Here is an 18437-nt window from a genome sequence, read left to right on the forward strand (position 1 = left end):
CATAAATGTTTTTGGATAGATACATGGTTGTGTGTTATTATTGTGTTGGTTGTTAGTTTTTATTCTTTGAGGAGCGCCCTCAGATAATACTTTATAATGTTGGCAAAGTATTCTTCCGAATAGGGGAGGCGACTACTGGTGACGGAGTGGATGTAAAATCCAAATATGGAGTAGGCCATATACTCACAGACGAAAGAAATGTCGATATCTGGGCGATAAACCCCTTCCTGGATCCCTTGCTGGAGGTTATTGGCCATTTTCTCCCGGAATAAATTGGAGCCCATAATGTGTCCGAGCATCGCTTGATTGGGGTTGCTTTGCATCAAGTCGGAGAAAAATACCGGATTGAGCTCGGTAAACAGGTTGTCGAGCTGATTAAAACAGCGTATGACGCTCTCTTCGGCACTTATATTGGGATTATCTAGATCTTTCAATGCGGTCTTGAAGTCTTCAGAGATCGCCTGGACGCACTCTTTAAGTAGTTCATCTTTAGAGCTGAAGTTATTGTACAGGGTTTTCTTGGTGATGCCCATCTTCGTCGCCATCTCATCTAGGGAAAGTCTGAAGCCTTCTTGCTTTAGGATCTCTATTGCCTTTCCGATATATTGTTTTTTGCGGTCAGTACTCATATAGTTGGTTGTTTTTAGTATGATTCGTTGTATCTTGGGACAAATATACACTTTTTCCACTAGAATAGTGTAATTAGTGCATATTTATTTCTTTCTTGGCTCTAATATTTTTGTATTAGGCATATAATCAATTGGTTATAGGATTGTTAAAATTAGGCTTTTGTGGGGTTTGCGAAGAAAAAGACGGGTATTATTGTTTTTCGCCCATATTATTGCCGAAAAATGGTGCGGATAGGGATTATTTGGGGCGTTTGTAACCTATTGGAGACTGTTGCACGAAGGCGATCTGCTACGTTGCTTTCGGGATTCGGGCTCGGTCACGTACGTGAGTACGCTCCCAGCGCCCTCACCCTCAGCGCCTTGCATCTCATCCTTCGTGCAACATTCTCTATTGATAATGAGTGCTGTATTTTGGCGTTAGTTGAGTTGCAACTAAGCAATTGCTTTGTTGCATCTCGTCGTTTGCTTAGTTGCAACTCGCCGATTGCTTAGTTGCAACTCAACTTTTGGCCTGCGCGGTTCTTAGATTTTTGGGGAAGTTATCGGGGAATAGCTTCTATCTAATTTAAGTAAATAGGTGCTTTCTTACTTAGAAATTGGTAAGATTGAGGTGATAATTTGATTAGTTATGAAATTATTATATATATTTGTAGGTAGTAATAGTTGCAATATTAATATTATGACGGAGAACGAATTTAGATTGCTATTTGATACCAACCCTAAGAATCTGCAGTATAAGCGACAGATTGTGGAGTATCTAGTGGATAATGGTCCTGAGACCTTGCCGGTATTGGCTCGTTTCTTGGGGGTGAGTGTGCCCACCATCAGTAAAATGGTGGGGGAGCTGGTGGATCATGGGCTATTGCGTAATTTTGGTAAGCTCGAGGCCTCTACCGGTCGGCACCCCTTTCTATTTGGTCTCACCGATAAGGACTTTTACTTCCTAGGGGTGGACTTTTCTTCCGAGCATATTAGCTTTGTACTGATGGACTTCTCGGGTAATCAGGTGCACTCCCAGATGGATATCCCCTTTAGGTTTGCCAATACAAAGGAGTGCCTTAATACTATTTGCAATGAAGTCAATAATTATATGGATCACGAAATAGATGTGCCACGTCACTCTATTGTGAGCATCGGTATCAATATTCTGGGCCGTCTCAATCCACATACTGGCTATAGCTATACCTACTTTAATTTTGAAGGGACTCCTCTCGCTACTTATTTTACTAATACCTTTGGCATCCCTACATTTATTGATAACGACTCGCGTGCTGCTGCATACGGGGAGTATATGTTGCATTATCGGCAGAAGGGGGAGAATCTGCTCTTCGTGCATGCTACGTGGGGGCTTGGTCTAGGCATCATTATAAATGGTGAGCCCTATGCGGGAAAGTCGGGCTTTAGTGGAGAGTTTGGGCATACCCATTGCTATGAGAATGAAGTGATTTGCCATTGCGGCAAGAAGGGGTGCCTGGAGACTGAGGCCTCTGGACGTGCGATGCACCGTAAGTTTATAGAGCGTGTGAAGCAGGGCGACCGCTCTATCATCACGGATAGTGGAAAGAGGATTGAGGATATCACGCTGGATGACCTGATTGAGGCGACGCTGAAGGAGGATATGCTCTGTATTGAGATCCTGGAGGAGGTGGGTGAGCAGCTAGGCTTGCATTTGGCCAACCTCATCAATCTCTTCAACCCTCATGTGGTGGTGATTGGTGGTCCGCTGGCACAGGTGGGTGACTACCTTATCCACCCCATCCAAAGTGCTATACGTAAGTATTCGCTCAACATGGTCAACCAAGATACCGAGCTAAAGCAGTCTATCCTCCTCCGCTATGCTGGTGTGATGGGGGCTTGTATGCTAGCAAGGAAAAAGGCAATCGCCTCCCTCACTGATTGACATAGTCTTTTCCATAAAATCAAAGGTCGTTCAAAGCGTTGGCTCTGAACGACCTTTATTTTGTATGCTTAGATCTCTTGTTTATCTATTCTGCTGTTTTCTTGATGCGGGCAAGATAGCAGGAGCGACAGAGGCAGGCGTATTCTTTCATAGCTCCAAGCACTACTACGCGATCATCATCTCCAAGGCGGTAGGAGAAATTGGCTGGGGCACCACAGTCCATACAGACTGCATGCACCTTCGTGACTCTATCAGCGATACTCATCAGAGCCGGCATAGACCCGAAGGGACGGCGCATAAAGTCCATATCCAGTCCTGACACGATCACCCGAATGCCATTATCAGACAATTTCTGACAAACGTCTATGATGCCGTTATCAATAAACTGAGCTTCATCTATGCCCACCACATCTGCGTCCTTAATCAGGTCTAGCATTTGTGCTGAGTTGGAAATAGGGATGCTTGGAATGGAGTTTTTGTCATGACTTACCACATTCGTGGCATGGTAGCGGGTATCGGTGACCGGCTTGAAAACCACCACCTTGAGTCGTGCGATCAGAGCCCTCTTGATACGTCGCATCAGCTCCTCCGTCTTGCCCGAAAACATTGAGCCACAGATGACCTCAAGCACTCCTGTCCGCCCCCCTTGTTGGTGATATCCTTCTGTGATTTGATCGTCTAGTGTCATATCTTATCAAGTTATTCTTTACGTAGTTTGGCAAATTTAAGAATCAATTGGCGAACTGAGTTATCCTCCAATCGCACACTCACTTTACTTCCCATAATTGAAGTCTCCACGAAACCAAGGATTTCACACCTTCCTAGGTGATTGTGATAGACGATGTCCCCTTTCTTTAGGTCGGTATCGGCTGCCGTATCTGTCAGCACCTCATTTTCTCTACCACTTGGGCCATCACTACCTACCTGCCGACTATGCTTGATGCGAGTCATCCGCTTTGGAGCAGAGGGAGTGGGGGGAAGGTCACGATGCAATTGTTGTAGCTTTTCAATGGCTTTCTCCATAACTCCTCCCGAAACGATTCCAGAGTTATCTTTCACATACTTCGGGTCTAGCTCCCTCAGGAATCGACTTGGCATGGCCATATTAGTTTGCCCATTTACCATCCGCTCCCTAGCATAGCTCAGGGTGCAGTGTTCTTTCGCACGTGTAATTGCCACGTAGAGTAGGCGACGCTCCTCCTCAATATCAGCTATACCAGTGCTTCTATTACTTGGAATTATACCCTCCTCTAGTCCCACACAAAATATATGGTCAAATTCAAGGCCTTTGGAGGCGTGCATGGTCATCAGAGTCACCTTTGGGGTGTCGTCGTCTTCAGTATCTTGATCGGTATAAAGCGTCATCTCCCTTACAAAGTCCTCAAGAGAGGGCTCTTCTTCGCCTTGCTCCAGTTTTCTTCGGGTGATAAAATCATCTAGGGCACTCACCAGCTCCGCAATGTTGTCCATTCTAGACTGTCCCTCTACGCTCCCATCATTGTACATCGCCTTTAGCCCTGTTAGTTCAATTACCTTCTGGAGATAGGGGATTGGGGCTAGATCATCAGCTAGACTTGTAATCACCTCTATCAGCTCCACGAAAGCACTTAGCTTGCTGATCCCTGCACCTCGCACCACACCTGAGAGTTGCTCTGGACTTTTGGCGGTGCTCATCAGAGACAACCCCTTTTCATTGGCCACTTTAGCTATGCCTTCAAAGGTCACCGCCCCAATTCCTCTTGCCGGCACATTGTAGACCCTTCGGAAGGCCTCATCATCATCAGGATTGATCACCAACCTTAGATAAGCGAGTAAATCCTTCACCTCTTTTCTATCGAAAAAGGAGAGCCCGCCATAGATGCGGGTGGGGATGCTAAACATCTTGAGATACTGCTCTAGCAATCTACTCTGTGCATTGGTGCGATATAGAATGGCAATATCCTCAGGGTTGGTATCAGAGTGGATCAGTTGATTGACCTGTGCCGCTACCTGCTGAGCCTCCATAGGTGCACTAAACGACTCAAAAAGCAGAGATTTCTCACCTTTACCAGCTACTGCCTCTACCACCTTAGGGATCCGCTTTTCATTTTTGGCGATCAACCCATTCGCTAGCTCCACAATATTGCCAGTCGAGCGGTAATTCTTGGTGAGCTTAAATAGCTTAGCCCCAGGGAAGGTAGTTTGGAAGTTGATGATATTATCTATCACCGCCCCTCTAAAAGAGTAAATACTCTGAGCATCATCACCCACTACCATCAGCTCCGTAGAAGGTCCTTTGAGTTGCTGAACAATCTTATGCTGAACCCTATTAGTATCTTGGTACTCATCGATGAGAATATACCTAAACCTCTCATGGAAGGTGGCTTTTACATCTTCATGTTGTTGCAACAGTCGAAGCATATTCAGCAGAAGGTCATCAAAGTCCATCGCATTAGCTCGTTGGCACCTCGTCTCGTACTCCCGATATATTTTGGGCAATGCGGGTACGCTTTTTCGGAGGTCATGCCTATGGGCTACCATCTCATCTGCTAGGTCTCTAGGCGAAAGCCCACTATTTTTAGCATTAGAGATCTCCGCCTGAATGTAGCTAGGCTTGTACATCTTTTCATCTAGTTGGAGCTCTTTCACGATCATCTTCACCAAAGACTTAGAGTCGGTGGTATCATAGATTGTATACGAATGATTGTACCCTAAGCGGTCGGCATAGCTCCTCAAAAAGCGAGCAAATACCGAGTGAAACGTCCCCATAGTGATCAATCCTGCCACCGGGCCTCCTACCAGTGTGCCGATACGCTCTCGCATCTCCCGAGCTGCTTTATTCGTAAAGGTCAGTGCCAATATCTGGAAAGGAGCCACCCCTTCGGTAAGGAGGTAGGCGATCTTTGTGGTGAGCACCCTCGTTTTGCCCGACCCAGCACCTGCCAGTATCAAGCTATCAGAGCCGCTATGGACTACCGCCTCTTTTTGCTCAGGATTGAGCTCCTTAAGTAGTTCTTCTCTATTCATTTTTGCTTTAATTCATCCCTTAAGAAAGGAGTGGTATACCCCTTATCTTGTGCGATCATCTCTTCTGGAGTTCCTTCAAAAACAATGCGACCTCCCTTTTCGCCCCCCTCAGGACCTATCTCAATGATGTGATCCGCCACTTTGATGACATCTAGATTGTGCTCAATGATCACTACCGTATTGCCTTTGTCTACCAATTTCTGAAGAATATTCATCAGTACCCGGATATCCTCAAAATGAAGTCCTGTAGTGGGTTCATCTAGGAAGTAAACCGTCTTCCCCGTATCCCGCTTCATCAATTCTGTGGCGAGCTTTACCCGCTGTGCTTCTCCGCCAGATAGCGTATTGCTCGACTGTCCTAGCTTGATATAGCCCAGCCCCACATCTTGCAGAGCCTTTATCTTCCGTAGGATATTTGGCTGGGTGTCGAAAAACTCTACCGCCATATTCACTGTCATATCCAGTACATCGGCGATTGATTTTCCTTTGTACCTCACCTCCAACGTCTCCCGATTATAGCGACGCCCTTTACACGTCTCGCACGGCACATAGACATCGGGTAGGAAGTTCATCTCAATCTTTTTATAACCATTGCCTTTGCAGGTCTCACATCGTCCACCCTTCACATTAAACGAGAAACGCCCTGGCTTATAGGCACGAATCTTGCTCTCCGGCATCTCCACAAAGAGATTGCGGATATCTGTAAACACCCCCGTATAGGTCGCAGGATTGCTTCGTGGCATCTTTCCAATGGGTGATTGATCTACCTGCACCACCTTATCCACCTCTTCAATCCCCTCAATTGTTTTATAGGGTAGGGGTTCCTCCAAAGAGCGATAAAAGTGCTTGGAGAGGGCTGGGTAAAGGGTGTCATTGATGTAGGTTGACTTCCCGCTCCCCGATACCCCCGTCACCAGTACTAGCTTTCCTAATGGAATCTCTAGCGTATCCCCTTTGAGATTATTCCCAGTGGCGCCAATCAATCGGAGCGAACTTCCTTTCCCCTTTCTCCGACTAGTGGGTACCTCAATAGCTTTGGTGCCATTAAGATACTGTGCTGTTAACGTATCCGCCGAGAGCATCTCCTTTGGCGTGCCACTATAGATTACCTTTCCACCCTTGCGTCCAGCTCCAGGACCCATATCTACGATGTAGTCCGCTGCCAGCATCATATCCTTATCGTGCTCTACCACGATCAGCGAATTGCCTTGATCCCGAAGTCGTTTTAGTGATTCTATCAGCCTTGTATTATCTCTCTGGTGCAGACCGATGCTCGGCTCATCTAGAATATAAAGCACATTCACCAGCTTACTTCCTAGCTGTGTAGCCAGCCTAATTCTCTGCATCTCTCCGCCCGAAAGCGAACCAGTAGTGCGATTAAGCGTGAGATAGTCCAACCCCATCTCCAGTAAAAACTCCAGACGGTTCACAATCTCCTTGATAATCTCCTTCGCCACCACCTTCTTCCGCTTCTCAATCTTGTCGGAGACCCCCGTGATCCACTCTAGCAGCTTAGGAAGCGACCAATTACAAACCTCAGAAATATCGTGCCCATCAATCTTAAAAGAGAGTGCTACCTTATTAAGTCGCTTACCTCCGCAAGATGGACAACACTTGTAAGTACTAAACTGATTGGCCCACTTACGTATTTTGCTCGATTCCTCCTCGTCTGCTAAAGCCCTGAGATAGGCAATCAGCCCATCATACGAAAAGAGACGCTCCACCTTACCTGTTGCCTCCACTTTGTGCTTGAGAGGATAGTCTACACCATTCATAATATCATCCATCAGCTCCTCTGGAAACTCCTTAATCGGGTCATTGATGGTGAAACCGTGGTGCTCAGTGATCGCCTCTAGTTGCTTAAATATCATATTGGGCTTAAAGTTGCCCAATGGAGCCAGTCCTCCCTGACGAATGGTTCGAGAGGGGTCGGGGATGATCTTGCTCATATCAGGAGCCGGAACCTCCCCAATGCCCTTACACTTGGGGCAAGCTCCCTGGGGTGAGTTAAAGGAAAAGGTATGTGGTGCTGGCTCTTCAAAGCTTTCGCCCGTCTCGGCATCCATCAATTGCTTACTGTAAAATAGGGGCTCCTCTGTAGATTGATACTTCTGAACCATCACGACGCCTTTTCCAAGATGAAGTGCCACTCGAAGTGCCTCCTTTAACCGAGAAAGCGACTCTTCATTCTCTTGTAGAGCCAACTTATCAATAAGCACCTCTACCCTATGGTTTTGGTATCGTGCTAATGCCAGTCCAGGTTTCAGCTCCAGCATCTCTCCATCGGCACGAACATAGAGATAGCCCTTTCGTCGCATACTCTCTAGAAGCTCCCGGTAGTGCCCTTTTCGATCCCGCACTATCGGGGCAAATATTTGGATGCGTTGGTTGTTGAAGTCCCTACATACCATAGCGAAGATTTGCTCCTCATTGTGGCTGACCATCGCCTTGCCCCCTTTGCTATAAGCGGTAGCGGTGCGTGCATAGAGCAGTCGCAAAAAGTCATAGATTTCTGTCGTGGTGCCTATGGTACTCCTTGGGTTCTTGACAGTGGTCTTTTGCTCGATGGAGATAACAGGCGAGAGCCCAATGATTTGGTCTACGTCTGGACGTTCGAGATTACCGAGGAAGCCTCTTGCGTATGCCGAAAAGGTCTCAATATAACGTCTATTCCCCTCCGCATATATGGTGTCAAAAGCAAGCGACGACTTTCCACTACCACTCAAGCCTGTGACTACGGCAAGTGAATGGCGAGGAATCTCTACATCTATATCTTTGAGATTGTGTTCGCGAGCCCCCAGCACCACCAATTGTTGCTCTTGTGACTGGCTATTTATATTATTATTCTTGTCCATTTTTACTACCCTATATGACTTGCAAACTTAACCATTTTATTTGAGGTGTTCATCTAAAATAATAGATGGGGTCAGCAGATTCTCCTTGCGGGTTAGCCCCCTTGTCAAGAACAAGACAATTACATGGGTAGATCGCCATCTCTATGTGCCTCCATAAAACCTCCATGCTGGTAGGGAAAAGTTGAGATGCAACTAAGCAATCGGCGAGTTGCAACTAAGCATTTGCCGAGTTGCATCTCGCCGATTGCTTAGTTGCATCTCGGTTGACGCTAATATATAGTGTTGAATTTCAATTGATTGTAAAAGGAGTCTCAAAGACCCTTTTTTAGCCTGATTCTTCATCTTATTTTGCAGCTTGAAATTCTGAAAAGTAGGGTGCCTCGTGTGGGGGTAAAGTATATGATTACAATGCCACAGTTGCTGAAATGCGAAGAGGCATATTACCTTCCTTGAGACTGTTGCACGAAGGCGATCTGCGGCATTGCTATCGGAATTCGGGTTCGGTCACGTACGTGAGTACGCTCCCTTCACCCTCATCCTCAGCGCCTTTTTGAGTACCTTGGCAGCCTAGCGGCTGCCTTGCATCTCATCCTTCGTGCAAAGTCTCGGCACATTTGAAGCAAATGTGCGAGAATGGCACTTCGTGCAACATTCTCTTCCTTCATTTTGACCCGATCATAAAAATAGAGGAGCAAAGGGAGTTCATTATCTCCCTTTGCTCCTCTAAATATGCTTGTTAAGTCTTACTCTTGCTCTAGGCGAAGAGTCTCAGTTGTCTGGTCACAAACCTCGCTAGGTCCAAAATATTGGATCGGTCCTGGATAAACAAAGCAGGTCTCGTGAGCCCACTTATCACGATACTGTTCAAAGGTCTTGAAAGGCTTGCCCTCAAGTTCTACCAGTGCCTTGCGAATAACAGGTTTCATAGAACCGTGGCGGCGCTCCATATTCATCATCATAGTGATAGGAATACCACCAGCTTTCCACTCTGCTGCAGGGCGAGTAGTATTGCGGATAGAGCTCATATAGCCCGTCTTGCCTGCTGCAATCAATTGAGCTGCATTGTAGCCAAGGCTATAGCAGTAGTCGGCATCAAAGTTGGATGGAGCAGCACAACGACCTTCGTACCCGAAGAAGTGACGCTGGATGCTAAATTTACCTACATACTTACCCTCTGCCTTCCACTCTTTGAGCTTCTCCTTAACCATTTCGGCAAGGAGCTTCTCAGTCTCGATCAGCGATACCTGCACATTGCCGTGAGGGTCACGGTCTAGAGTGAGCTGGCGTGCCACATCCTCTGGCAGTGACTTGAAGACCTTGCTATTCTCTGCAGAAAGACGGTCTATCACAAACTCTCTCTGAGCCTCCTTATTTAGCTTGGCAAATGCATCGCCCTCATGGGCTAATAGATCATTGAGCTCGGCAATGAGGGCATTCATTGCTGGGATAAACTCGATCAAACCCTCAGGAATCAATACGGTACCGAAGTTAAGGCCTTCTTTCGCTCTATCAGCCACGATCTGAGCAATGTATGTGACGATATCATCAAGACTTTGTTCCTTTGCCAGTACCTCCTCAGAGACGATGCAGATATTAGGCTGGGTTTGAAGAGCACACTCCAAAGCAATATGCGAAGCGGAGCGACCCATCAACTTGATGAAGTGCCAATACTTACGTGCAGAGTTGCAGTCTCTCTGGATATTGCCAATCAATTCAGAGTAGACCTTAGTGGCGGTATCAAAACCAAAGGAGCTCTCAATCTGCTCATTCTTAAGGTCGCCATCAATAGTCTTTGGGCAACCCAATACCTGAACACCAGCATTGATCTTCTTGTAGTACTCTGCCAAAACGCATGCATTGGTGTTGGAGTCGTCACCACCGATAATGACGAGTGCCTGGATATCTAGCTTACGAAGGATGATTAGACCCTTATCAAACTGCTCCTCAGTCTCAAGCTTGGTACGACCAGAGCCGATGATATCAAAACCACCAGTATTGCGGTACTCATCCATAATTTCGCTGGTGATCTCCATATACTTATGGTCGATAAGTCCGGCAGGACCCATTAAGAATCCATAGAGCCGGCTATCCTTATTTATCTTCTTGATGCCGTCAAAGATACCTGCAATCACATTGTGTCCGCCAGGAGCTTGACCCCCTGATAGGATCACGCCGACGTTGATTGGCTTGGTATGCAATGGTGCATCTCCCTTTTCAAATGCAATCGTAGGAAGTCCGTAGGTGTTTGGGAAGAGTTGCTTAATCTCTTCTTGGTCATCTACTGAGTGGGTAGGATTACCCTCTACTACCTTTACATTGCCCTTTAGTGCATTGGGAAGTTTAGGCTCATATTTTGAGCGAGCCTTTTGAAGTGGACTAATTGTTCTCATCTTTCTTATCTAAATTATATAGTTGAATAACCTATCTATCTCTATGAAAGTCGAAGCGCTTTGGCTCTCTATCTCTGCTTCGACTGCCTGGGCGTTTTTGGTCATTGGTACGGACAAATATCAGCATCAATGCTAGATTAACCACCAAAATCAAGGTGCAACCCCCAAAGAGTAGCCCCTTGGCGCCTGGTAGTAGTACAAAGAAGAGTATACTACCTATCAGACACAATACAATCAGCACAAGAAGTGTCCGCTTAAAACCTTTCCAAAATCCAGCAGATGGTGCCATAACCTTACTTATAAACTATTTTAATTATCGGCTTACTTTACAAAGATACTCATTTATCGCCAATAAACCGCTATTTAATAGGTAATTTAGGGCCTTTATAAAGAGACGTTTTTGTGGTGGTTGCTACTTTTTTGTATCTTTGAAGAAGAGGTATGGGAGTGATGAAATATACTATATAATATAGGAGTGCGAGAAGAAGATGGAACGGATTTTAGTAACAGGTGGTGAGGAGCTATTGGCTCGACACTTTGAGAGGATGTATCGTGGGGTCTATGATGTACGACTGCTTTGTCGGCGTCCTTCAAGAGCTGGTGAGTTTTATTGGAATCCTCTACGTGACGAGCTAGACCCGGCCGCTTTAGAGGGGGTGAATCATATAGTACATACGGCTGGTATAGCTGGCGTGGGAAGTCGCCTAGACCTTAGAGGTAGGGATCGCTTGTGGCGTGAGCGTGTGGGAGGTGCCGCTTTGATCGGGCGTCATCTATTGGCTAGTGGTGCTCAGCTTGAGAGCTTCGTAAACGTTTCTTCTACAGCTATATATGGAAGTGGCCTAGACCCATACATTCACACTGAAGCATCACCTGTCGGGAGTGGTTTCCTTGCCGGTCTCTATGTAGGTGGTGAGGAGGAAGCGTATCTACTTGAGGCCGAAGCATTGGCTAAGAGGTGGGTATCGCTTAGAATGGGGAAGGTGCTTTGTGGTTATGGCGGAGTGCTACCATATATGACCGTTGGTGGTAATTATGGACTTGCCCTACTGTGTGGCATAGGTCAACAGCTAGTACCTTGGGTGCATGTGAGTGATGCCATGAGGTCTATTTGGCTAGCTATTGAAAACCGTGAGATGCGTGGGGTGTACAATGTCGTTGCTCCAGAATGGGTTAGTTATCGGGAGATAGCTACATTATCGGCTCAGATGAGGAGTGGACGGTCACTCCCTCTACCTATCCCTCGTGGTGTATGGCGTGCTGCTGTCGGGGCTTGGGGCGGTCCACTGATGCATAGCCAGAGGGTCGCTTCTGAGCGGATTGAGGAGCTGGGTTTTGACTACTTATATCCAGATATTTCTGGAGCATTGCAACATATTTATGGGGAATAATGAAGGATTGGGAAAGCTTTACCTAATCCCCATAGAGCTGGGTAATGTGGAGGTAGAGCAGTATCAACCACAGCGGACATTGGAGCTCCTTGGTCGACTTCGCTATTATGTGGTGGAAAATGCTCGGACTGCTCGGAGATATTTGTCCCGGTCGGTGCCAGGGCTAGATATTTCCTCTTTGACAATCTATGAGCTAGATAAGCATCAAGGGTATTCCTATCCTCGGGAGGAGGTTATGGAGCTACTTCGTCAGGGTGAAGATGTGGGAGTGATGAGTGAGGCAGGTTGCCCTGGGGTAGCCGACCCTGGTCACCGTGTCGTGATTGATTGCCACCGTGCTGGTATGCGAGTGGTTCCCTTGGTAGGGCCTTCGTCTATCTTACTTTCTCTAATGGCTTCTGGATTTAATGGTCAATATTTTACCTTTTATGGTTATCTCCCACATGACCGTGCCTCACGGCGTCAGCAGCTACTAGAGTGCCAACGTCGTGCGCTGGATAAGGGAGAAACACAGATATTTATTGAAGCACCTTATCGTAATGACCAATTGATAAGAGAGCTGTGTGACCTTCTCTCCCCAGCGCTGTACCTTTCTGTAGCAGTGGACTTGACTACAAGTGAGGAGGAAATCACCACTTTGCCTCTTTCTCTTTGGTCAAAGCATCTAAAGGGAGGTCTTTCGTACCACAAGCGCCCTGCAATCTTTTTGCTTGGTAGAGGAGACGACTAGTCAACTCATCTTATTAGCAGCTTTTATTTATGGGATTATATTGTAAGAAGAGATGATGATTAAGGTGTATGATGATTCTGCAACACCAGAGAGGGTGCTTGCAACGCTATCTGAGGCTTTGGGGCGTGGAGAGCTTTTGATTCTCCCTACCGACACTCGATACAGCTTGTGTGGTGACGCACTCAATCAGGTGTGTGTCAAGGAATTAGCCAGAATAAAGGGAGTTGAAGTAGAGCGTACTACCTTTTCACTCCTCTTGAGCAACCTCTCACAGGTTAGTGAATATGCTCGTATGGATGACTCAGCTTTTCGACTCATGCGTCGCAATTGTCCAGGTCCCTTTACCTTTGTTTTACCAGCGGGTCACAACCTTCCACGGCTATATCGTGGGCGTAAGGAGGTAGGGATTCGTATACCTAGACATTGTTTTGTGAGAGAGCTTGTCGACTATTTTGGTCATCCCTTAACTGGTTTTTCACTGCCTTTAGATCGAGATGGTACTGATGATGAAGCTTATGGCTATGACCCAAGTCTGATGGAAGAGCAGTGGGGAAATGAGGTGGCTTATGTAGTAGATGGAGGAATAGGGCAACTTGTAGATAGCACTGTAGTCTCTTGCCTTCAAGAACCATTTGAAGTGATAAGAGAGGGAGTAGAAGTGCTTAAATAATATAGAATATGACTTAATTAAGGCATAAAATAGATTAAAACGGCACCCTTCCTAAAAATATTCATCTAAATACTTGCATAAGTAAGAAATATCTCTTATCTTTGCACCGTGTTTTTCATAGTATTAGATTTTAGGTTAATATTAAGATTGAAGGTTGTCGTGAGACAGCCTTTTTCTTTTTTATAGTAGTGGTATGATAAGTGAGGGGATTTTTAATGACTATGGAAGCTATCTAAGAAGTGTTTTTCCTGATTTTAAGGTGCAGAAGCTCTCGGTGAATGTAGGCTTGACTTGCCCCAATCGTGATGGCACAAAGGGTAGGGGCGGGTGTACCTACTGCATCAATAGTTCTTTTAGTCCTAGCTATGTAGGTAAAGGTGGAGTAGCTGAGCAGTTGGAGGCTGGAAAACGTTTTTTCGGACGTAAGTACCCCAATATGAAATACCTCGCTTACTTCCAATCATATACCAATACCTATTCTTCTTTGGACCATCTTGTGGCTCTATATGAGGAGGCCTTGGCTACCCCTGATGTGGTAGGTCTTGTTGTGGCAACGCGACCCGACTGCGTTGATGAGGAGGTGCTAGATTATCTTACTGAAATAAATCAGCGGACGTTTGTGGCAATTGAATATGGGGTGGAGAGTACACTCGATAAGACGCTTGAAAGCGTTCATCGTGGTCATACATTTGCGGAGGCTGAAAAGGCGATTCATGATACTGCTACACGGGGTATTACAGTAGGGGCACACCTTATTATAGGATTACCTGGTGAGACATATTCCGACTTTGAGTTGCACATTGATCGCCTCGCCTCTCTCCCCATCACTACGCTTAAGATGCACCAATTACAGATCCTAAAGGGAACGATTATGGCTCATCAATATAGGAGCAATCCTGAGACATTCAGCCTTTTCACACCCGAGGAGTATGTAGATGTGATTTGTAGACTTCTACGGAGGTTGCCAAGAAGAATATATCTTGATCGATTCGTTTCCCAATCCCCTCCTGAGCTATTGATGGCTCCTAAGTGGGGGTGGAAAAACTACCAATTTGTACACCTTATAGAACGAAGAATGCGTGAAAATGGGTGGCAACAAGGCGACCTTTTCCTTTAGTGGTTGGAGGCGAGCATCTCATCGGCGAGGACGAGGCTGGTCATCGCTTCAATGATGGGGAGGACGCGGGGGAATACGGAGGCGTCGTGGCGCCCTTTTATGGTGATCTCTGTTGGTTGACCGGAGGTGGTGACGGTTTGCTGTGGTATGGCGATGGAGGGGATCGGTTTGAAGGCTGCTCGGAAATAGATCTGGCTTCCTGTGGAGATACCGCCCAAGACGCCGCCAGAGTGGTTGGAGGTCATCTTGATCACTCCCTTCTCTGAGGTGAAGGAGTCATTGGCCTGTGACCCTTTCATTGCTACCAACTCAAATCCATCTCCCATCTCAAAACCTTTGCAGGCATTGATACCGAGCATTGCCTCTGCTAGCCGAGCATCGAGTTTGCTGTAGAGTGGGCTACCCCAACCGACGGGTACCCCCTCCACCACTACGGTAGCGACGCCCCCAAGGGTATCCCCCTCCTGCCTCACCTTTGTGAGGAGTTGGTGCATCTCTTGATCTACTTGAGGGTCTGGACAGCCCATCTCTCCTAGTTCCTCCCACTGGTATTGGTAGTGGCTTGGGAGTTTTATTTCGCCTATCTGCGAGGTGAAGGCTCTGAGCCTTATTCCCTGCTCTCGGAGCAATTGGTAGGCGATTGCCCCTGCCACCACGCGTACCACCGACTCTCTGGCACTTGCCCTTCCGCCGCCTCTATGGTCGCGGATACCGTATTTCATCTGATAGGTAAAGTCGGCATGAGAAGGGCGATAGACCTCTTTGAGGGCATCGTAGTCGCCACTTCTTTTCTGCTGGTTTGGCAGAAGAAATGCGAGGGGTGTGCCGGTTGTTTTTCCCTCCATAAGGCCTGAGATAAACTCTGGCTGATCGGCTTCGGTGCGTGGGGTACTGACCCCTGCCAATCCTTTACGACGTTGTAGTGCCTCTTGAATCAGCGTGAGATCTAGCTCCACTCCGGCGGGACAACCATCGATCACTCCACCCACATAAGGACCGTGCGACTCGCCAAATGTGGTGAGCCTAAAATATCTACCAAATGTATTCATCACCCATAAAATGCATAAGCCAATAAAATTGCTGTCACCGCTCCCACTGCATCGGCAATGAGCGAGACGCCAAGTGTGTAGCGGGTTTTGGTGATGGCCACACTACCGTAGTAGAGTGCCAGCACGTAGAAAGTGGTATCGGTGGTGCCCTGAACAATACAGACTAGGCGACCGACAAAGGAATCGGCACCAAAGGTGGACATGGCATCAATCATCAATCCTCTCGCCCCACTTCCGCTGAGAGGTTTCATCAGAATCGTTGGCAGTGCATCTACCCACGTGGTATCTACTCCTATGGCTCCAAATAGCGAGGCGACTCCCATGGTGAGCCAATCCATGGCTCCACTAGCTCTAAATATTGCCACTGCTACTAGTATTGCTACGATGTAGGGAATGATGGTCACCGCCGTCTGGAATCCCCCTTTTGCCCCCTCTATAAAATCTTCATACACATTTCGCTTGGCGAGGAGGCCACTGCCTATAAATAATGCCACGGCACTCAGCAATACCACATGGCTGATGGCGGTAGAGTAGGTGGTGAGGAGCTCTTTATCGGCCCCTTTCACCATAAACGAAAGGGACACGACCAACGCCACAAATAGACCTGCTGGAAGTAAGAAGGGCCACTTAAGTAGGTTGATCCTCTGCTTCCACGATACCAGCAATACCGCCGTAAGGGTGCTTGCACCCGTTGCTATGAGAATGGGTAGAAAGATATCGGCCGGCGACGCACTCCCCAGTTGGTGTCGGAACATGATGATGGTGATGGGGATGAGGGTGAGCCCACTCGCATTGATGGTGAGGAACATGATCATCGCATCAGATGCGGTATCCTTTTTGGGATTGAGGGTCTGTAGCTCCTTCATTGTCTGCAGTCCCAATGGGGTAGCTGCATTGTCGAGCCCCAGTAGGTTGGCACTGAAATTCATCAGCATCGTACCTAGTACGGGTGCCCCTTTCGGTAGGGTAGGGAAGATGACTTGAAAGAAAGGGGCGGTCCACCTTGCGAAGCGAGCGATGAGGCCGCTCTTCTCTGCCACACGAAGTAGCCCTTGCCAGAGTGCCAGGATCCCTGCTAACCCTAATGATATATTAAAAGCGGTGGTGGCAGTATCAAAGAGTGCCTGCACCATCTCACTAAATAGGGTGGCATCACCTGAGGTGATTACCCGTACTACCCCTACGAGTATCCCTACCAGGAAGAATGCCACCCATATATAGTTGAGGAGCATAAGCCGCTACACCATCTTCACGAGGAAAAAGTTCTTCTTGCCCCTCTGTATCAGCATATACTTGTCGTTCAGAAGGTCGGCAGAGGTGGGTTGGTACTGGAAGTCCGTCACCTTCTCGCCATTGAGGCTTACCCCGCCACTTTGAATCAGTTTGCGTAGCTCACTATTGCTATTGAAAAACTTGCACTCGCCCACTAAGAGGTCCATGAGGCCTATAGAGGCTGATAGCTTATCCTTGGAAACCTCTGCCATTGGCACGCCTTCAAACACGCTGAGGAAGGTCTCTTCGTTGAGCTTATGGAGTGTCTCTACACTGGAGCGACCAAATAGAATTTCTGAGGCCTGCACTGCTAGGTCGTACTCTTCACGAGAGTGTACCATCACTGTGATCTCCTCTGCTAGCTTTGACTGTAGGATTCGCTTGTGAGGAGCCTCACGATGCTCTGCCTCTAATGCCTCTATCTCTTCACGGCTGAGACTGGTAAAGATGCGGATGAAGCGGCCAGCATCTTCGTCGGAGACATTCATCCAGAACTGGTAGAACTTGTAAGGCGAAGTATATCGTGGATCGAGCCACACATTGCCACTCTCAGTCTTGCCAAACTTGGTGCCATCGGCTTTGGTGATGAGTGGGCAGGTGACGGCGTAGGCTTGACCTCCTAGGCGACGCCTGATCAATTCTACTCCTGTGGTGATATTGCCCCACTGGTCGGAACCACCCAACTGTACACGGCACCCTTGGTGCTCGTAGAGGTATTGGTAGTCGTAGGCTTGAAGCAACTGGTATGAAAACTCGGTGAAGGAAAGGCCTGAACCACCTTCGCCTGCTACCCGCTTCTTCACGGAGTCTTTTGCCATCATATAATTGACGGTGATGTGCTTGCCAACGTCGCGGATGAAGCTGAGGAAGGAGTAGTCTTTCATCCAATCGTAGTTGTTCACCAATACCGCGGCATTGGGGGCATCACTTTCAAAGTCCAAAAACTTGGAGAGCTGTTTCTTGATGCACTCCTGATTGTGGCGAAGGGTCTCCTCGTCCAAAAGCTGGCGCTCGGCCGACTTGAGGGAGGGGTCGCCAATCATACCGGTAGCTCCACCCACTAGGGCAATAGGTCGGTGACCTGCCTGCTGAAAGTGGCGTAGCATCATCACTCCTACTAAGTGACCAATGTGGAGCGAATCGGCGGTGGGGTCGATGCCTACATAACCCGAGGCCGGCCCCTTCATAAGCTCTTCTTCGGTCCCTGGCATCATGTTGTGAATCATCCCTCTCCACTCTAATTCCTTAATAAAGTTCATCGCTAATACCTTTATATAATGTATGGAAAAATCAATCGGTTACAAAGCTACCAAATTAATGGCAGATAAGTGAGTGACAACGTGAAGTAAAATGAAAAAAGAGGTGCTTTTGGGGTGTCTTATCGGACAAGTCGGACAAGTCGGAGCACCCTCCTGGGTGCTCTCTTCT

The 18437-nt window shown here is 47.4% G+C and carries 14 protein-coding genes; 5 read left to right on the forward strand and 9 right to left on the reverse strand.

Annotated features, from left to right (window positions below):
- Positions 1-59 precede the first annotated feature (59 nt).
- Positions 60-629: a TetR/AcrR family transcriptional regulator gene (locus tag A3GK_RS0104990; RefSeq protein WP_018028377.1), complete on the reverse strand. Its 570-nt coding sequence runs from the start codon at positions 627-629 to the stop codon at positions 60-62.
- A 679-nt stretch (positions 630-1308) separates the two neighbouring features.
- Here A3GK_RS0104990 and A3GK_RS0104995 point away from each other — a divergent pair.
- Entirely contained in the window at positions 1309-2529 is a 1221-nt protein-coding gene (locus A3GK_RS0104995; RefSeq protein ID WP_040575998.1) for an ROK family transcriptional regulator, read from the forward strand.
- 85 nt (positions 2530-2614) lie between these two features.
- On the opposite strand, the gene A3GK_RS0105000 is transcribed toward A3GK_RS0104995, so the two are convergent.
- The 5 genes from A3GK_RS0105000 to A3GK_RS0105020 all read right to left on the reverse strand — a co-directional run bounded on the left by A3GK_RS0105000 (position 2615) and on the right by A3GK_RS0105020 (position 11069).
- A complete protein-coding gene (locus A3GK_RS0105000; protein WP_018028379.1) occupies positions 2615-3217 on the reverse strand; it encodes a thymidine kinase in 603 nt (200 codons plus the stop codon).
- Positions 3218-3228: 11 nt separating this feature from the next.
- Positions 3229-5535 (reverse strand): ATP-dependent helicase, encoded by a 2307-nt coding sequence (locus tag A3GK_RS0105005; RefSeq protein ID WP_018028380.1) that lies wholly within the window; start codon positions 5533-5535, stop codon positions 3229-3231.
- The gene (gene uvrA, locus A3GK_RS0105010; protein WP_018028381.1) at positions 5532-8390 is read right to left on the reverse strand and encodes an excinuclease ABC subunit UvrA; all 2859 of its coding nucleotides are present in this window, start codon (positions 8388-8390) and stop codon (positions 5532-5534) included. The genes A3GK_RS0105005 and uvrA overlap by 4 nt, the downstream gene beginning before the upstream one ends.
- A gap of 743 nt (positions 8391-9133) precedes the next feature.
- The gene (locus A3GK_RS0105015; protein ID WP_018028382.1) at positions 9134-10780 is read right to left on the reverse strand and encodes a diphosphate--fructose-6-phosphate 1-phosphotransferase; all 1647 of its coding nucleotides are present in this window, start codon (positions 10778-10780) and stop codon (positions 9134-9136) included.
- Between the two features lie 31 nt (positions 10781-10811).
- Complete coding sequence (locus A3GK_RS0105020) at positions 10812-11069, reverse strand: hypothetical protein (RefSeq protein ID WP_018028383.1); 258 nt, start codon at positions 11067-11069, stop codon at positions 10812-10814.
- 199 nt (positions 11070-11268) lie between these two features.
- Here A3GK_RS0105020 and A3GK_RS0105025 point away from each other — a divergent pair, with 199 nt between their 5' ends.
- From A3GK_RS0105025 to A3GK_RS0105040, 4 genes are all read left to right on the forward strand, one after another.
- Positions 11269-12171, forward strand: coding sequence for a DUF1731 domain-containing protein (locus tag A3GK_RS0105025; RefSeq protein WP_018028384.1), 903 nt, complete (start codon positions 11269-11271; stop codon positions 12169-12171).
- The gene (locus A3GK_RS0105030; protein WP_018028385.1) at positions 12161-12901 is read left to right on the forward strand and encodes an SAM-dependent methyltransferase; all 741 of its coding nucleotides are present in this window, start codon (positions 12161-12163) and stop codon (positions 12899-12901) included. Before A3GK_RS0105025 ends, A3GK_RS0105030 begins: the two co-directional genes overlap by 11 nt.
- A gap of 52 nt (positions 12902-12953) precedes the next feature.
- Positions 12954-13571, forward strand: coding sequence for an L-threonylcarbamoyladenylate synthase (locus A3GK_RS0105035; RefSeq protein ID WP_018028386.1), 618 nt, complete (start codon positions 12954-12956; stop codon positions 13569-13571).
- Positions 13572-13764: 193 nt separating this feature from the next.
- Positions 13765-14688, forward strand: a complete 924-nt coding sequence (locus A3GK_RS0105040; RefSeq protein ID WP_018028387.1) for a TIGR01212 family radical SAM protein — start codon at positions 13765-13767, stop codon at positions 14686-14688.
- Here A3GK_RS0105040 and aroC read toward each other — a convergent pair.
- From aroC to tyrS, 3 genes are read right to left on the reverse strand one after another with little or no spacing between them, the layout of a single operon-like run.
- Positions 14685-15737: a chorismate synthase gene (aroC, locus tag A3GK_RS0105045; protein WP_018028388.1), complete on the reverse strand. Its 1053-nt coding sequence runs from the start codon at positions 15735-15737 to the stop codon at positions 14685-14687. The genes A3GK_RS0105040 and aroC overlap by 4 nt on opposite strands.
- Positions 15737-16969 carry a nucleoside recognition domain-containing protein gene (locus A3GK_RS0105050; RefSeq protein WP_018028389.1) on the reverse strand — a complete coding sequence of 411 codons (1233 nt, stop codon included), beginning with the start codon at positions 16967-16969 and terminating at the stop codon, positions 15737-15739. Before A3GK_RS0105050 ends, aroC begins: the two co-directional genes overlap by 1 nt.
- Before the next feature lie 6 nt (positions 16970-16975).
- Entirely contained in the window at positions 16976-18268 is a 1293-nt protein-coding gene (gene tyrS, locus A3GK_RS0105055) for a tyrosine--tRNA ligase (RefSeq protein ID WP_018028390.1), read from the reverse strand.
- Between the last annotated feature and the right edge of the window lie 169 nt (positions 18269-18437).

Origin of the sequence: Porphyromonas somerae DSM 23386, assembly GCF_000372405.1 — a bacterium.
GTDB lineage: Bacteria > Bacteroidota > Bacteroidia > Bacteroidales > Porphyromonadaceae > Porphyromonas_A > Porphyromonas_A somerae.

What these genes read in the sequence shown, in the direction of transcription:
- A3GK_RS0105040 (WP_018028387.1), top strand. Translation starts at nt 13,765, where the DNA reads ATGATAAGTGAGGGGATTTTTAATGACTATGGAAGCTATCTAAGAAGT.
- A3GK_RS0104995 (WP_040575998.1), top strand. Translation starts at nt 1,309, where the DNA reads ATGACGGAGAACGAATTTAGATTGCTATTTGATACCAACCCTAAGAAT.
- A3GK_RS0105035 (WP_018028386.1), top strand. Translation starts at nt 12,954, where the DNA reads ATGATGATTAAGGTGTATGATGATTCTGCAACACCAGAGAGGGTGCTT.
- A3GK_RS0104990 (WP_018028377.1), bottom strand. Translation starts at nt 629, where the DNA reads ATGAGTACTGACCGCAAAAAACAATATATCGGAAAGGCAATAGAGATC.
- A3GK_RS0105005 (WP_018028380.1), bottom strand. Translation starts at nt 5,535, where the DNA reads ATGAATAGAGAAGAACTACTTAAGGAGCTCAATCCTGAGCAAAAAGAG.
- uvrA (WP_018028381.1), bottom strand. Translation starts at nt 8,390, where the DNA reads ATGGACAAGAATAATAATATAAATAGCCAGTCACAAGAGCAACAATTG.
- tyrS (WP_018028390.1), bottom strand. Translation starts at nt 18,268, where the DNA reads ATGAACTTTATTAAGGAATTAGAGTGGAGAGGGATGATTCACAACATG.
- A3GK_RS0105000 (WP_018028379.1), bottom strand. Translation starts at nt 3,217, where the DNA reads ATGACACTAGACGATCAAATCACAGAAGGATATCACCAACAAGGGGGG.
- A3GK_RS0105030 (WP_018028385.1), top strand. Translation starts at nt 12,161, where the DNA reads ATGGGGAATAATGAAGGATTGGGAAAGCTTTACCTAATCCCCATAGAG.
- A3GK_RS0105025 (WP_018028384.1), top strand. Translation starts at nt 11,269, where the DNA reads ATGGAACGGATTTTAGTAACAGGTGGTGAGGAGCTATTGGCTCGACAC.
- A3GK_RS0105020 (WP_018028383.1), bottom strand. Translation starts at nt 11,069, where the DNA reads ATGGCACCATCTGCTGGATTTTGGAAAGGTTTTAAGCGGACACTTCTT.
- A3GK_RS0105015 (WP_018028382.1), bottom strand. Translation starts at nt 10,780, where the DNA reads ATGAGAACAATTAGTCCACTTCAAAAGGCTCGCTCAAAATATGAGCCT.
- aroC (WP_018028388.1), bottom strand. Translation starts at nt 15,737, where the DNA reads ATGAATACATTTGGTAGATATTTTAGGCTCACCACATTTGGCGAGTCG.
- A3GK_RS0105050 (WP_018028389.1), bottom strand. Translation starts at nt 16,969, where the DNA reads ATGCTCCTCAACTATATATGGGTGGCATTCTTCCTGGTAGGGATACTC.